Annotated in this window: 10 protein-coding genes; 7 read left to right on the top strand and 3 right to left on the bottom strand. The window is 58.6% G+C overall.

Annotated features, from left to right (window positions below; genetic code table 11):
* Nucleotide 1 precedes the first annotated feature (1 nt).
* The gene (locus LOY31_RS09485) at nt 2-661 is read right to left on the bottom strand and encodes a GntR family transcriptional regulator (protein WP_007952019.1); all 660 of its coding nucleotides are present in this window, start codon (nt 659-661) and stop codon (nt 2-4) included.
* 266 nt (nt 662-927) lie between these two features.
* Between LOY31_RS09485 and xdhA the strand changes: the two genes are divergently transcribed.
* From xdhA to guaD, 4 genes are all read left to right on the top strand, one after another.
* A complete protein-coding gene (gene xdhA / locus LOY31_RS09480) occupies nt 928-2,382 on the top strand; it encodes a xanthine dehydrogenase small subunit (protein ID WP_258713144.1) in 1,455 nt (484 codons plus the stop codon).
* Nucleotides 2,375-4,768 (top strand): xanthine dehydrogenase molybdopterin binding subunit, encoded by a 2,394-nt coding sequence (gene xdhB / locus LOY31_RS09475; RefSeq protein WP_258713143.1) that lies wholly within the window; start codon nt 2,375-2,377, stop codon nt 4,766-4,768. Before xdhA ends, xdhB begins: the two co-directional genes overlap by 8 nt.
* Before the next feature lie 127 nt (nt 4,769-4,895).
* A complete protein-coding gene (gene xdhC, locus LOY31_RS09470) occupies nt 4,896-5,753 on the top strand; it encodes a xanthine dehydrogenase accessory protein XdhC (protein WP_258713142.1) in 858 nt (285 codons plus the stop codon).
* A gap of 13 nt (nt 5,754-5,766) precedes the next feature.
* Nucleotides 5,767-7,071, top strand: coding sequence for a guanine deaminase (guaD, locus tag LOY31_RS09465; RefSeq protein ID WP_258713141.1), 1,305 nt, complete (start codon nt 5,767-5,769; stop codon nt 7,069-7,071).
* 248 nt (nt 7,072-7,319) lie between these two features.
* Here guaD and LOY31_RS09460 read toward each other — a convergent pair whose 3' ends face one another.
* Nucleotides 7,320-8,084: a GntR family transcriptional regulator gene (locus LOY31_RS09460; RefSeq protein WP_007952027.1), complete on the bottom strand. Its 765-nt coding sequence runs from the start codon at nt 8,082-8,084 to the stop codon at nt 7,320-7,322.
* 347 nt (nt 8,085-8,431) lie between these two features.
* On the opposite strand from LOY31_RS09460, the gene LOY31_RS09455 reads away from it, so the two are divergent.
* A complete protein-coding gene (locus LOY31_RS09455) occupies nt 8,432-9,622 on the top strand; it encodes a benzoate/H(+) symporter BenE family transporter (RefSeq protein WP_258713140.1) in 1,191 nt (396 codons plus the stop codon).
* 61 nt (nt 9,623-9,683) lie between these two features.
* Here LOY31_RS09455 and LOY31_RS09450 read toward each other — a convergent pair whose 3' ends face one another.
* Nucleotides 9,684-9,977, bottom strand: coding sequence for a 50S ribosome-binding protein YggL (locus LOY31_RS09450; RefSeq protein ID WP_258713139.1), 294 nt, complete (start codon nt 9,975-9,977; stop codon nt 9,684-9,686).
* Nucleotides 9,978-10,059: 82 nt separating this feature from the next.
* Between LOY31_RS09450 and LOY31_RS09445 the strand changes: the two genes are divergently transcribed.
* Both LOY31_RS09445 and LOY31_RS09440 read left to right on the top strand, forming a co-directional pair.
* Nucleotides 10,060-12,381 (top strand): hypothetical protein, encoded by a 2,322-nt coding sequence (locus tag LOY31_RS09445; RefSeq protein WP_042571914.1) that lies wholly within the window; start codon nt 10,060-10,062, stop codon nt 12,379-12,381.
* Nucleotides 12,359-14,548 carry an integrase gene (locus tag LOY31_RS09440; RefSeq protein WP_231621433.1) on the top strand — a complete coding sequence of 730 codons (2,190 nt, stop codon included), beginning with the start codon at nt 12,359-12,361 and terminating at the stop codon, nt 14,546-14,548. Before LOY31_RS09445 ends, LOY31_RS09440 begins: the two co-directional genes overlap by 23 nt.
* The last annotated feature ends 19 nt before the right edge of the window (nt 14,549-14,567 follow it).

Raw genomic sequence — 14,567 nt, 5'->3', positions numbered from 1 at the left:
GTCAGGCAACCGTCAGGGCGGACACCACCAGATCGCAGCTGCGCTGGGCGTAAGCCGTCAGCACGATGCGGATCTGCGGCAGGTCACGGGCGAGGACGGCGGCGAGCAGGCGTTCGAACAGTTCGAGGAACTCGCTCATCTCGGCCTTGCGCTGTTCCAGTGCAAGGAAGTACGCGCGGCTCATGGCCGGTTGCAGGTTTTCCACCGTTTCTTGCAGGTACGGGTTGTTGGCGAACGGGTACGCGGCGCGCATCACGTTGAAGCTGTCGTCAACGAAGGTGCGGATGTCCTGACGCTCGTAGCTGGCGGTCAGGCGCTGCTGGATCTGCACGAACGGCGCCATGTCGGACTGGACTTGCCAGCCATTGGCCACCGCGTTGCCGAGCAGGATGTACAGCTCGCTCATCAGCGTGCACAGACTCTGCACCTTGTGCGCCGTAAGCTCGGTGACATGGGCGCCGCGGCGCGGCAGGATCGCGATCAGGTGACGGCGCTCGAGGATCAGCAAGGCTTCGCGGACCGAGCCGCGGCTGACGTTCAGCGCCAGCGTGACCTTCTGTTCCTGGATACGCTCTCCCGGCTTCATTTCGCCGCGAATGATCCGTTCGGCGAGGTGGTGAGCGATTTGCTCGGCGAGGCTGTCCGGCGCCTTGAACGTCATGGTTGTCCTTCAAACTCTTCGATCTGCACAAGCGGCGCAGTGTAGCGCAATGCGCGGTCATGGCGGAGTGCCCGCACAGCGGTTTTTGGCACGAATCCCGCAAAAAAGCGCTTGATCCAATGAGGGTCAATACTGAAGAGACACGTGGTTGAGCGACAAAACGGTTTTTCCTGACCTTTAAGTCAGAAAACCATTGACCGAAAAGTCAGACCTGCTAAATTCGGCTCAAGTCGCTCAACAACAATAATGAGTCTGCGAGGCCTTCCGTGATCCAGTTTTTACTTAACCAGGAACTCCGTAGCGAGCACGCCCTGGACCCGAACCTGACTGTGCTCAACTACCTGCGCGAACACGTGGGCAAATCCGGCACCAAAGAAGGCTGCGCCAGCGGTGACTGCGGCGCCTGTACGGTGGTGGTCGGCGAGTTGCAGACGGATGACGATGGCCGCGAGCACATTCGCTATCGCAGCCTCAACTCGTGCCTGACGTTCGTATCGTCCCTGCACGGCAAGCAATTAATCAGCGTTGAAGACCTCAAGCACAAGGGCGAACTGCACAGCGTGCAGAAAGCCATGGTCGAGTGCCACGGTTCGCAGTGCGGTTTCTGCACCCCCGGTTTCGTGATGTCGCTGTTCGCCCTGCAAAAGAACAGCGATGCACCGGATCAGGCCAAGGCCCACGAAGCGCTGGCCGGCAACCTCTGCCGCTGCACCGGCTACCGGCCGATCCTGGCCGCCGCCGAGCAATCCTGCTGCGGCAAGCAACCGGATCAGTTCGACGCCCGTGAAGCGGAAACCATCTCCCGCCTCAAAGCCATTGCCCCGACGTCGATCGGCGAACTCAACAGCGGCGACAAACGCTGCCTGGTGCCGCTGACCGTGGCCGATCTGGCCGATCTCTACGACGCTTATCCACAAGCCCGCCTGCTGGCCGGCGGCACCGATCTGGCGCTGGAAGTCACTCAGTTCCACCGCACGTTGCCGGTGATGATCTACGTCGGCAACGTCGCCGAAATGAAACGCATCGAGCACTTCGAGGATCGCATTGAAATCGGCGCTGCGACTGCCCTCTCCGACTGCTACGAAGCGCTGAACGCCGAGTACCCGGACTTCGGCGAGCTGCTGCACCGCTTCGCCTCCCTGCAGATCCGCAACCAGGGCACTTTGGGCGGCAACATCGGCAACGCTTCGCCGATCGGCGACTCGCCACCGCTGCTGATCGCCCTCGGCGCGCAGATCGTGCTGTGCAAGGGCGAGACCCGCCGCACGCTGGCCCTCGAGGATTACTTCATCGATTACCGGGTCACCGCGCGTCAGGAAAGCGAGTTCATCGAAAAAATCATCGTGCCTCGTGCCACGGCCGAGCAGCGTTTCCGCGCCTACAAAGTCTCCAAGCGTCTGGACGATGACATTTCTGCCGTCTGCGCCGCCTTCAATCTGCGTCTCGAGAACGGCGTGATCACCGACGCCCGCGTCGCCTTCGGTGGCATGGCCGCGATCCCGAAACGCGCCGCTCATTGTGAAGCCGTGCTGATCGGTCAGCCGTTCAACAACGCGGTGGTCGAACGCGCCTGCACCGCGCTGGGCGAGGATTTCACCCCGCTCTCGGACTTCCGCGCCAGCAAGGAATACCGCCTGCTCAGCGCGCAGAACCTGCTGCGCAAATACTTCATCGAACTGCAAACACCGCACATCGAGACTCGGGTGACCGCTTATGTCTAACCATCACGGCGTAGAGAAAACGCAAGCTGAACTGGCTGAATTGTTCGCCAAGGACCTGACCACCGGTGTCGGCCGTAGCGTCAAGCACGACAGCGCCGCCAAGCATGTGTCCGGTGAAGCGCAGTACATCGATGACCGCCTGGAATTCCCCAACCAGTTGCACGTTTACGCGCGGCTGTCGGATCGCGCCCACGCGAAAATCATCAGCATCGACACCAAGCCCTGCTACGCCTTCGAAGGCGTGCGCATCGCCATCACCCACGAAGACGTGCCGGGCCTGAAAGACATCGGCCCGCTGCTGCCGGGCGATCCGCTGCTGGCCATCGATGACGTGCAGTTCGTCGGTCAACCGGTGCTGGCCGTGGCCGCGAAAGATCTGGAAACCGCACGCAAGGCCGCCATGGCCGCGATCATCGAATACGAAGATCTGGAGCCGGTGCTGGACGTGGTCGAAGCCCTGCGCAAGCGCCACTTCGTGCTCGACAGCCACACCCATCAGCGCGGCGATTCGACCACGGCTCTGGCCACGGCCGAGCATCGCATTCAGGGCACGCTGCACATCGGCGGCCAGGAACACTTCTATCTGGAGACGCAGATCTCCTCGGTGATGCCGACCGAAGACGGCGGCATGATCGTCTACTGCTCGACGCAGAACCCCACCGAAGTGCAGAAACTGGTGGCCGAAGTCCTCGACGTTTCGATGAACAAGATCGTGGTCGACATGCGCCGCATGGGCGGTGGTTTCGGCGGCAAGGAAACCCAGGCTGCGAGCCCGGCCTGCCTGTGTGCGGTGATCGCGCACCTCACCGGCCAACCGACCAAGATGCGTCTGCCACGGGTCGAAGACATGCTGATGACCGGCAAGCGTCACCCGTTCTACGTCGAGTACGACGTTGGCTTCGACAGCACAGGGCGCCTGCACGGCATCGCGATGGATCTGGCCGGTAACTGCGGTTGCTCGCCTGACCTGTCGGCCTCGATCGTTGACCGGGCGATGTTCCACTCGGACAACTCGTACTACCTCGGCGATGCGACCATCAACGGTCACCGCTGCAAGACCAACACCGCGTCGAACACTGCGTACCGTGGTTTCGGCGGCCCGCAAGGGATGGTCGCGATCGAAGAAGTGATGGACGCCATCGCCCGTCACCTCAACCTCGATCCGCTGGCCGTGCGCAAGGCCAACTATTACGGCAAGACCGAGCGCAACGTCACCCATTACTACCAGACCGTCGAGCACAACATGCTCGAAGAGATGACCGCCGAACTGGAAGAAAGCAGCCAGTACGCCGAGCGCCGCGAAGCGATCCGTCGCTACAACGCCAACAGCCCGATCCTGAAAAAAGGCCTGGCGCTGACCCCGGTAAAATTCGGCATTTCCTTCACTGCCAGCTTCCTCAACCAGGCCGGTGCCTTGGTGCACGTCTACACCGACGGCAGCATTCACCTGAACCACGGCGGCACGGAAATGGGCCAGGGCCTGAACACCAAAGTCGCGCAGGTCGTGGCCGAAGTGTTCCAGGTGGAAATGGACCGCGTGCAGATCACTGCGACCAACACCGACAAGGTGCCGAACACCTCGCCAACCGCGGCCTCCAGCGGCGCCGACCTGAACGGCAAAGCCGCGCAGAACGCTGCCGAGATCATCAAGCAGCGACTGGTCGAATTCGCCGCGCGGCACTACAAGGTCAGCGAAGAGGACGTGGAATTCCACAACGGCCACGTGCGCGTTCGTGACCATATCCTGACCTTCGAAGCGCTGATCCAGCTGGCGTATTTCAATCAGGTGTCGCTGTCGAGTACCGGGTTCTACAAGACCCCGAAAATCTACTACGACCGCAGCCAGGCCCGTGGTCGGCCGTTCTACTACTTCGCCTTCGGCGCGGCGTGCTGCGAAGTGATCGTCGACACCCTGACCGGCGAGTACAAGATGCTCCGTACCGACATCCTCCACGACGTCGGCGCCTCGCTGAACCCGGCCATCGACATCGGTCAGGTCGAGGGTGGCTTCGTCCAGGGCATGGGCTGGCTGACCATGGAAGAACTGGTGTGGAACAACAAGGGCAAGCTGATGACCAACGGCCCGGCCAGCTACAAGATCCCGGCCGTGGCGGACATGCCGCTGGACCTGCGAGTGAAACTGGTGGAAAACCGCAAGAACCCGGAAGACACGGTGTTCCATTCCAAGGCTGTGGGTGAGCCGCCGTTCATGCTCGGCATCGCCGCGTGGTGCGCGATCAAGGATGCGGTGGCCAGCCTCGGCGACTACAGGCATCAACCGAAGATCGACGCGCCGGCGACCCCGGAGCGGGTGTTGTGGGGCTGCGAGCAGATGCGCCAGCTCAAGGCGGTGAAAGCCGTAGAAGCTGAAACCGAGGTCGTTTGATGATCGTTCCCACGCTCTGCGTGGGAATGCAGCCGGCGACGCTCTGCGTCGCATCCTGAACAGCGGACGCGGAGCGTCCAGTGATGCATTCCCACGCAGAGCGTGGGAACGATCTGAGAGGTGAGATATGTACAACTGGATCGACGCCCTCGCCGACCTGCAGAACCAGGGCGAACCCTGCGTTCTGGTGACGATCATCGAAGAGCTCGGCTCGACGCCGCGCAATGCCGGCTCGAAAATGGTCGTCAGCGCCCGCCAGACGTTCGACACCATCGGTGGCGGGCATCTGGAATACAAAGCCATGCAGATCGCCCGCGAGATGCTCGCCAGCGGCAAGCAGGACACTCATCTGGAGCGCTTCAGCCTCGGCGCCAGCCTCGGCCAGTGCTGCGGCGGCGCCACGGTGCTGTTGTTCGAACCGATGGGCCAGGTGCAGGCGCAGATTGCCGTGTTCGGCGCCGGCCATGTCGGTCGCGCACTGGTACCCTTGCTCGCCAGCCTGCCCTGCCGGGTGCGCTGGATCGATTCCCGGGAAGAGGAATTCCCCGAGCAGATTCCCCACGGCGTGCGCAAAATCGTCGCCGAGGAACCTGTGGATGAGATCGACGACCTGCCCGCCGGCAGCTACTGCATCGTCATGACCCACAACCATCAGCTGGATCTGGAACTTACCGCCGCGATCCTCAAGCGTAACGACTTCACCTGGTTCGGCCTGATCGGCTCGAAAACCAAACGGGCCAAGTTCGAACACCGTTTGCGTGATCGTGGTTTCGACGCCAGTGTCGTGCAACGCATGCGCTGCCCGATGGGCATCGGCGAAGTCAAAGGCAAGTTGCCTGTGGAAATCGCCATCTCCATCGCCGGCGAAATCATCGCCACCTATAACGCCAATTTCGGCCAGCACACCGCCAGTGCCGAACCGATTGCCAAACTGCTGCCGGTGTCACGCCGCAGTCAGGCCGCCTCACTCAAAGCCTCAAACTGATTAGAGAACCCTCATGCCTCTGACTCGCAAAGCCTACCGCGCCGCCATCCTGCACAGCATCGCCGACCCTGCCGAGGTCGGCATCGAAGCCTCCTACGAGTATTTCGAGGACGGCCTGCTGGTGGTCGATGACGGCAAGATCAGCGCCCTCGGCCACGCCAGCGAACTGCTGCCGACCCTGCCGGCGGACATCGAGATCACGCATCACAAGGATGCGCTGATCACCCCGGGCTTCATCGACACCCACATCCACTTGCCGCAGACCGGCATGGTCGGCGCCTACGGCGAGCAACTGCTGGACTGGCTGAACACCTACACCTTCCCGTGCGAAAGCCAGTTCGCCGACAAGGCCCACGCCGATGAAGTGGCGGACATTTTCATCAAGGAACTGCTGCGCAACGGCACCACCACCGCACTGGTGTTCGGCAGCGTGCACCCGCAATCGGTGAACTCGTTCTTCGAAGCCGCCGAGAAGCTGGATCTGCGGATGATCGCCGGCAAGGTGATGATGGACCGCAACGCGCCGGACTACCTCACCGACACCCCGGAATCGAGCTACGTCGACAGCAAGGCGCTGATCGAGCGCTGGCACGGCAAGGGTCGTCTGCACTATGCAGTCACCCCGCGTTTCGCCCCGACCAGCACCCCGGAACAGCTGACCCTCGCCGGCCAGTTGCTCAGCGAATACCCGGATCTGTACATGCAGACCCACATCAGCGAAAACCTCAAGGAAGTCGAGTGGGTCAAGGAGCTGTTCCCGGAGCACAAAGGCTACCTCGACGTCTACGATCACTATCAATTGCTCGGCGAGCGCTCGGTGTTTGCCCACGGCGTGCACCTGTGCGACGACGAATGCGCGCGTCTGGCGGAGACCGGCTCGGCGGTCGCGTTCTGCCCGACCTCGAACTTCTTCCTCGGCAGCGGCCTGTTCAACCTGCCAATGGCCGAAAAGCACAAGCTGAACGTCGGCCTCGGGACTGACGTCGGCGGCGGCACCAGTTTCTCGCTGCTGCAAACCCTGAACGAAGCCTACAAGGTGATGCAGCTGCAAGGTGCGCGCCTGAGCCCGTTCAAGTCGCTGTACCTCGCCACCCTCGGCGGTGCGCGGGCACTGCGTCTGGAAGACAGGATCGGCAACCTGCAACCGGGCTCCGACGCCGACTTCCTGGTGCTGGACTACAACGCCACGCCGCTGCTGAGCTATCGCTTGAAGCAGGCCAACAACATTGCCGAGACACTGTTCGTGCTGATGACCCTGGGCGATGACCGCACGGTGGCTCAGACCTATGCAGCAGGTGCGCTGGTACACCAGCGCTAACTCTCCGACACTGATCGCCCCCGTGCTGATCGTTCCCACGCTCTGCGTGGGAATGCAGCCCGTGACGCTCCGCGTCACTGGACGCGGAGCGTCCCCAGAGGCGTTACCACGCAGAGCGTGGGAACGATCAGACGATCAGGATCAGACGGACAAAATAATCCCCCGGTACTTTGCAGTCCGGGGGATTTTTATTGCTTGTCAGATTGCTATCGCTGGCAAGCCAGCGATTGGGGTCGACGCGGTCTGACTCAGAGCTTGACCGCCGGCCGCCCCGGCTTCTTGGTCTGCAACAGATGCGAGAACACCGCATGCAGATCGTCGGACGCGCTTTCCTCGTCGAGGTTGAGCTTGCTGTCGATGTGATCCATGTGATGCATCATCAGGTCCACTGCCAGCTCGCCGTTGCGCGCTTCGATGGCGTCGATCAGCTGAGTGTGCTCGTCGTAGGAACAGTGCGAGCGGTTGCCGCTTTCATATTGGGCAATGATCAGCGACGTCTGCGAAACCAGGCTGCGCTGGAAGCTGATCAACGGCGCGTTCTTCGCTGCCTCGGCCAGTTTCAGGTGGAATTCGCCCGAGAGACGGATGCCGGCACCGCGATCGCCACGGGAGAAGCTGTCGCGTTCGTCGTTGACCATCTGGCGCAGTTCGGCGATCTGCTCGGCGGTGGCGTGTTGCACTGCCAGCTCGGTGATCGCGCGTTCCACCAGACGTCGGGCGAGGAACACCTGACGCGCCTCTTCGACGCTCGGGCTGGCGACGACCGCGCCACGGTTCGGCCGCAACAGCACCACGCCTTCATGGGCCAGACGCGAGAGCGCGCGGCGAATGATGGTGCGGCTGACCCCGAAAATTTCCCCCAGCGCTTCTTCGCTCAACTTTGTGCCGGGCGCCAGACGCTGTTCGAGGATGGCCTCGAAGATATGCGCATAGACAATATCGTCCTGGGTTCCGCTGCGGCCGGCTTTGCCTGCTCGCGGTTGTTTCTTGAGGGGTTGCAACTGTTCGTTCATGGGCACTCGAGTCGGGAAGAACTGCGGCGAATTGACCGTGACTGTAATACGGCACAGTGGGTCGCTGGCAAGTATCGCGTAAAAAACAGCGCGATTGTACACAATGGAAGGTGGCAACACGACTGTACGGCTGTTTGTGGCTTCGGCTGTATTGCAACGCTCCGTTACGTTTGAGTTTAGGCTTGATCGCAGAATCCGCGATTCCTGTGGGAGCGAGCTTGCTCGCGATAGCGGTTGGACATTCAACTCCAATGTCGACTGTTCCGCCGCCATCGCGAGCAAGCTCGCTCCCACAAGGGTTTCGCGTAGCAGCAAATATCTTCATTGGTACAAGGAATACCGCTGTCATGAACGAAATTACCCACACCCGACTGCGCCCGCTGGCGGACACATCGCCCTCCGCCATCGTCGCCGGGTTCATCGCGATGATGACCGGCTACACCAGTTCGCTGGTGCTGATGTTCCAGGCAGGGCAAGCAGCGGGCCTGACCAGCGGGCAGATTTCGTCGTGGATCTGGGCGATTTCCATCGGCATGGCGGTGTGTTCGATCGGCCTGTCCCTGCGTTATCGCACGCCGATCACGATTGCCTGGTCGACGCCCGGCGCAGCGCTGTTGATCACCAGTCTTGGCGGCGTTACCTACGGCGAGGCCATCGGCGCCTACATTACCTGTGCAGTGCTGGTGACGATCTGCGGCTTGACCGGCAGCTTCGAACGGCTGGTGAAAAAGATCCCGGCCTCCCTCGCCGCCGCGCTGCTGGCGGGGATTCTGTTCAAGATCGGCAGCGAAATTTTCGTCGCCGCGCAACACCGCACCGGTCTGGTGCTGGGGATGTTCTTCACTTATCTCATCGTCAAACGCCGGTCGCCACGCTATGCCGTGCTCGCCGCGCTGCTGATCGGCACCGCGCTGTCGGGCTTCATGGGGCTGCTGGACTTCAGCGGCTTTCATCTGGAAGTGGCGACACCGGTCTGGACCACGCCGCACTTTTCCCTGGCCGCGACCATCAGCATCGGCATTCCGCTGTTTGTCGTAGCGATGACCTCGCAGAACATGCCCGGTATCGCCGTGCTGCGGGCCGACGGCTACAACGTCCCGGCCTCGCCGCTGATCACCTCTACCGGCATCGCTTCCCTGCTGCTGGCGCCGTTCGGTTCCCACGGCATCAACCTCGCAGCGATCAGCGCGGCGATCTGCACCGGGCCGCATGCCCATGAGGATCGCAACAAACGCTACACCGCTGCGGTGTGGTGCGGGATTTTTTACGGGATTGCCGGGGTGTTCGGCGCCACGCTGGCGGCACTGTTTGCCGCGCTGCCGAAGGAGCTGGTGCTGTCGATTGCTGCTTTGGCGCTGTTCGGCTCGATCATCAACGGCTTGAGCATCGCCATGACCGAGGTGAAGGAACGGGAAGCGGCGCTGATCACCTTCATGGTCACGGCGTCGGGGCTGACGCTGTTTTCCATCGGTTCGGCGTTCTGGGGGATTGTCGCGGGGGTGTTGACCTTGCTGATCCTCAACTGGCGCAAGGCCTGAGGCCTCGTTAAAAAGCAGGCATAAAAAAACGGCGACCCTCAGGTCGCCGTTTTTTTCAGTATCACTTGGCCGCGTTGATCGGCTTTTCCGGATACCAAACGTCCAGCAGCGGGCTGATTTCAGTAGAAGTCAGCTCGGAGCGGGTTTTCAGCCAGGCTTCAACAGCAGCGCGCTGCTCTTCGGAGACCGAACCACGCTTCTGCAGGCAAACCAGACCGAAGTCGTCGCCGCCGACATAGCCCAGACCGTTGGCTTCCATGGCTTCTTTGATGAATGCTTCGAGGAAAGCGTCAATGGCTTCTTCGGACAGGTCTTCTTTGAAGCCCAGGTTCAGTTCGAAACCCAGCTCCTTCATTTGACTATTTAGCGTGGCATGTCATTATCGTCCTAGCCGCTCTGTACCGGGCCTTTCACCCTGTTTTGTACGATAACAGAAAATGACGATTATCAAAAACATCCTCGCCATCCGAAATCACCCTTTCAACGCCATCGATGCCGCAGTAGTGGAGGTAATCCTCGAAGGCCAGGAAATGGTACGCAGCACGATGAAGAACTCTAAGAAGAGCTACACGATTTCTCTCGATCTGAGCTTGCTGGAAGGCTACTGCGACCTGACTGACCAGCGGATCACGATGGAGACACTACGAAGCCCAGCGATCGAGACAATCATGCAGGGCTTCACGAAAGCTGTTGCGGGGAAGGAGCTGATCGACCTGTCAATAAAAGCTGGGCGCAAGCCCTGCCGGAAGATCTACTACGCACTGAATGCTGCGAGAAAGAAGTACCCTGACTTTCATCCTGTCGAGTGGGACTTCGCTCAATACCATCCAGATCCTGCAATCTGTCATGCGATCGCATCAGCCAGTGATGATAAACGTTGGTACTGGGAGGGCTGGTACCTTAAAGGTAAACTAGACGGTAGGGACAATGTATACCCGCGCCTGGCTCAGCTAGTGATTCCATACGGCCACGAATTTATTAGATCAATTGATGCTGAGCTCCAGAATCACTATCTCGATCGAACCAACTCATTCAGCGTAGAATGGAATCATATGTTTGACTATTTGAGCAAACATCATTCTAGCTGGCCACTGCATAAATTCCAGAATGAATCAGGCGTAAGAAGTTTTATGGCTGCATTCACTCACGCTTATTTTACCGCCGCAAAAAAGGCAAATAAAGACGGCAAGGTTCAAATCAAAAACTGGGGAAAATTCCTAAATTCGGTTGAAGAATGTCTCTGCAAGACTAATATTTGGTGTACTTTGACAGCACCAATCAAACGTCCGCCGCCGCTAAAAAAACATCCGTCAGAGACTAAAACCAAGCAACATGACAATGGAATGCTCGTTCAAGAAAAACTTCTTACCGACATTCCGCTGCATGTCACTGATGCGGAAGCTGTAGAGATTTTGTTTTTTCATATCAAACGAGACGTGGCCACAGTCCGTGGGTGGGCAGCTGCGCAATATGAAGATCTTAAAGCTCGGTATACACGTCGAATCTCGCTTGCTCAGGAAGGCCAGCCTATTATGCGGCCACACGCTGATTACGCCTATAAAAATTATAGCCTAGCCGATATTTGCACCACGCTGGAAGATACTGCATCCACGGTACGCCAAGAATACCTTTGCAAAATTTACAACTACCAAACCGGCGAAAACTTCGGCGCTATAGAGCTCGCCCATACTTTCGGCTTCCCCACCGCTCACAGCCTCCTCCCGTTACAGTGTTTGCTTGTGCTTGAGCACCCGGAAATCACTACCGAATTCCTGAAGAGCTTTGAGCTTTACAACGCTCACGGCCAACTAACTGGTTTCGATAAGGAAAACCGCCTACTGATTGGCTATAAAGATCGAAAACAACCTGAAGTTCGAGAACAAATCATTGAGCTAAATGATTATACGTATACTATCGTGACGGATATCATTAACTTCACCGCCCTGCCTCGTCGCGGCCTCCGCGCAGATAATGACGACGCGTGGAGGTACTTGTTCCTCACAACCGGGAGAGCCTTCAAACCCTTTAAGATTGCGGGCATTCCTGGCTGGAATGAAAGCGAGTTCGAAGGTGTTAGCGGGCTCCGTGAGCGGTTGATCAAGGAATTTAGTCCTCACAGCGACCTACCAGAGGGGGAGTTGGTCGAATTCATCAAGAGGATTCGCCTCAAAAGTATCAGGGCGTCGCGAGCTGTGGAGGTGTTTCTTCAGACAAAGAGCACCGATAAAATGTCCAAAGCTCTGGGGCATGAGCGCTACTATCCGGACTTGCTGAGCCACTATCTTCCTGATGCCCTGCTCGCGTTTATCAAAGCGCGCTGGATCAGGGTCTTCCAGAAAGCGCTCGTATGCGAGGCGATGAAGGATAGCCCTTACTTATTCCGTGTTACTCAGTTCGCGACCATGGACGAACTCGACACCTTCCTGGAAAACCATCGAATCAAAGAAATCCCCTCCCAGGCCGCAGATCCCGAGCGTAAAGCACAGGTTGAACAGGTAGAGAAGAGCGAGGCCATACTCTCGGTTGGGGTTCCGTTTCTCGCGTCGCTGCTCTCCCTGGAGGCCGCCGTTTCGGCGTCCCTTGATCGCGCCCGCGTGTGTGGTAAGGCCGAGTACTGGGCGTCCCTAGCAGACAAGATCAAAACTGAAATTCTCGGTGGCCGCAGAGCTGAACTCAAGAAATACCTGGTAGCAGCAATGAAGCTCGTTGACCCAAGAAAGATGGAGGCTTTGATCTATGTCCCTGCGCACTGGTCGTAACACCTCCAACCAAGCTCAAATCTCTAAAGACCAGCAAATCTCCAAAGACCATCAACCGTCCAACCAGCGTGCCAATGCAGCAATCATCCTGCAAAGGACGGGATACGAATTTCTGGACGATATGGATCATGAAGACGATCCGGAAGGGACTGTTGCCCCTCATACCACCGCGCCCTGGCTGCACAGCGATTTCGATGAGCCTGTATGGAAGATTCAGGCCGCTTCTGAAAAGGCGATGGAGCTCGATTGGTCAGTCGTGCTGTGGAACGACAGTGCACTGACCGATCCTGAGAATGATGTGCTGTTACGGTCACTCAAGCATCTGTTGATTATCGGCGCCAACGGTGTCAACCAGGAGTTCTCCTCGTTGGCCCCGCAGAGTATGACGGTGAAGATCTCGTACACCCTGAAGCTGATCGACTACCTGTTGATCAACGCGAAGGATCTAGGTTTAGTGGATTTCGGCTTGGGCGACCTTGATCGCGATAGCCTCAAGGGCATCCTGAACAACCTGTCCAAGTCTCCGTGGTCTGAGGAGTCCATCTACGCATGGCGCGAGCGCGCATCGGCGTTTTGCGTGGCTGAACTCAGCAAGCTCACCAAGTCGGTGGAGCATGCAATGTATGCGAAATATCCGAGCATGCTGGTGGTGAGCGACGACAGTGCGGAAGACATGCGAATCGATGTTGCTGCGTCTGACATTCCACGCCTGCGTGCGGCGCTCATGCACGAGGGCATGTATTACGGCAACTCCAATCAAGGATACAGGGCCAGCTCAAAAGCGATTTCGGGTCGTATCTATACGGGTACGCTTCGAGGCCGCCAGACCCCGAAATCTGCGCTGGAGGTATTGGCGTTTTATCCCCACGAACAAGCGTATAAGCGTGAATTTCCGGGCGTTCGTGTGACGACCGGGGAGGCTGTAACGCTTAGCACCACCACTTATAACAACTACCGCTACACCTTGGTTGGCAGCGCCGTCCTCAGTACGTTGGGCCTGCCCTCTCCGACCGATATCGATCAAATCGCCGATTACGTGCCACAGCTGAGTACTCCCGCACGCTTCAGAAGTGTTCCCTCAGCAAACCTGCTGAAGCTTTTTCGCAAGAGCATGGAATTTCACGTGGAGCACGGCAGGAAGATCCTGAACGGCTTCATTCGCGTGGCGGCTCACTGTCAGCGAGAGAACAAGCCCATGTCGCACTTAACTGATGCGGAGCTACAGCAGATCATCGGCCCGGAGCTCGTCGACCTAGGCGTGAGACGTCTGGGCCTTTCGAGCAATCGTCTTTCCAAGCCAAGCCTGATACGCAAATCCAGCCGAGATAAGTACTTCCAGAGCTTACGGGCGAATCGAGGATTGCTTGAGCTGGTATACGTATACCTAGGCAGTGTTCAGCTGACTGTAGGGACAATCATGGCTCGGCGTGTCGACGAACTGCTGACACTGGATGCCTCGAAGTGCCTCGACGCGAGCAAATCCTGGCTCATGTTCAACCTCGCTAAATCGTCACGTCGTGCCCTGGGCATCCGGCAACGGGAGTCACGGCCCATCGATGCCATTGCGGTGGAGATGATCGAAGAGCTGCGTCGCTTCCAAAGGCTTCTCAAGCGCTTTGGCGTTATCGATGACATGACTGATCTGTTCGCTACCCCTTCCTCGATGGGATTCTCGGGTTTGCAGGACTGCACGATTTACCTTTACAACCGCCACCTTGATTTTGCTTGCGATTACTTCGAAAGCGACCTCAACGCCGAGGGGCAACGCTACTACGTGCGCCAGCATCAACTGCGACGCTTTTTCGCGATCATGTTTTTCTACACGAACAGCTTCGGCGAGCTGGATACGCTGCGTTGGATGCTAGGCCACCGAGACATCGAGCATGTCTGGCACTATTTGACCGAATGCTTGGAGCCCGGCGACATACGGGCAGCGGGCGCACGTTATTTCACGGATTTGGCGAAAAATGACCGCCTTGAAAACTACCAAACGCTGCAGGAGCTGCTGGCTGCCGAGTTTGGCACAACGTCGTTCAAACTCGTGGATGAAAAGAGGATTGAGGACTATCTGCAGGCCATGCTCGAAGAGGGAAAAGCCCGAATCGAGCCTCACTTCTTCAACGACGAGAGCGGCCAGGCCATGAAGGTTCTTTTCATCGTCAGCTAAGTGGAGGGTCAACAGTTGG

Origin of the sequence: Pseudomonas sp. B21-021, assembly GCF_024749205.1 — a bacterium.
GTDB lineage: Bacteria > Pseudomonadota > Gammaproteobacteria > Pseudomonadales > Pseudomonadaceae > Aquipseudomonas > Aquipseudomonas paraglycinae.
Note: the sequence above shows the minus strand (reverse complement) of the source record. Positions and strands in the feature narration are given on the sequence as shown.

What these genes read in the sequence shown, in the direction of transcription:
- LOY31_RS09460 (WP_007952027.1), bottom strand. Translation starts at nt 8,084, where the DNA reads ATGAACGAACAGTTGCAACCCCTCAAGAAACAACCGCGAGCAGGCAAA.
- LOY31_RS09450 (WP_258713139.1), bottom strand. Translation starts at nt 9,977, where the DNA reads ATGAAGGAGCTGGGTTTCGAACTGAACCTGGGCTTCAAAGAAGACCTG.
- LOY31_RS09455 (WP_258713140.1), top strand. Translation starts at nt 8,432, where the DNA reads ATGAACGAAATTACCCACACCCGACTGCGCCCGCTGGCGGACACATCG.
- guaD (WP_258713141.1), top strand. Translation starts at nt 5,767, where the DNA reads ATGCCTCTGACTCGCAAAGCCTACCGCGCCGCCATCCTGCACAGCATC.
- LOY31_RS09445 (WP_042571914.1), top strand. Translation starts at nt 10,060, where the DNA reads ATGACGATTATCAAAAACATCCTCGCCATCCGAAATCACCCTTTCAAC.
- LOY31_RS09485 (WP_007952019.1), bottom strand. Translation starts at nt 661, where the DNA reads ATGACGTTCAAGGCGCCGGACAGCCTCGCCGAGCAAATCGCTCACCAC.
- xdhC (WP_258713142.1), top strand. Translation starts at nt 4,896, where the DNA reads ATGTACAACTGGATCGACGCCCTCGCCGACCTGCAGAACCAGGGCGAA.
- LOY31_RS09440 (WP_231621433.1), top strand. Translation starts at nt 12,359, where the DNA reads ATGTCCCTGCGCACTGGTCGTAACACCTCCAACCAAGCTCAAATCTCT.
- xdhB (WP_258713143.1), top strand. Translation starts at nt 2,375, where the DNA reads ATGTCTAACCATCACGGCGTAGAGAAAACGCAAGCTGAACTGGCTGAA.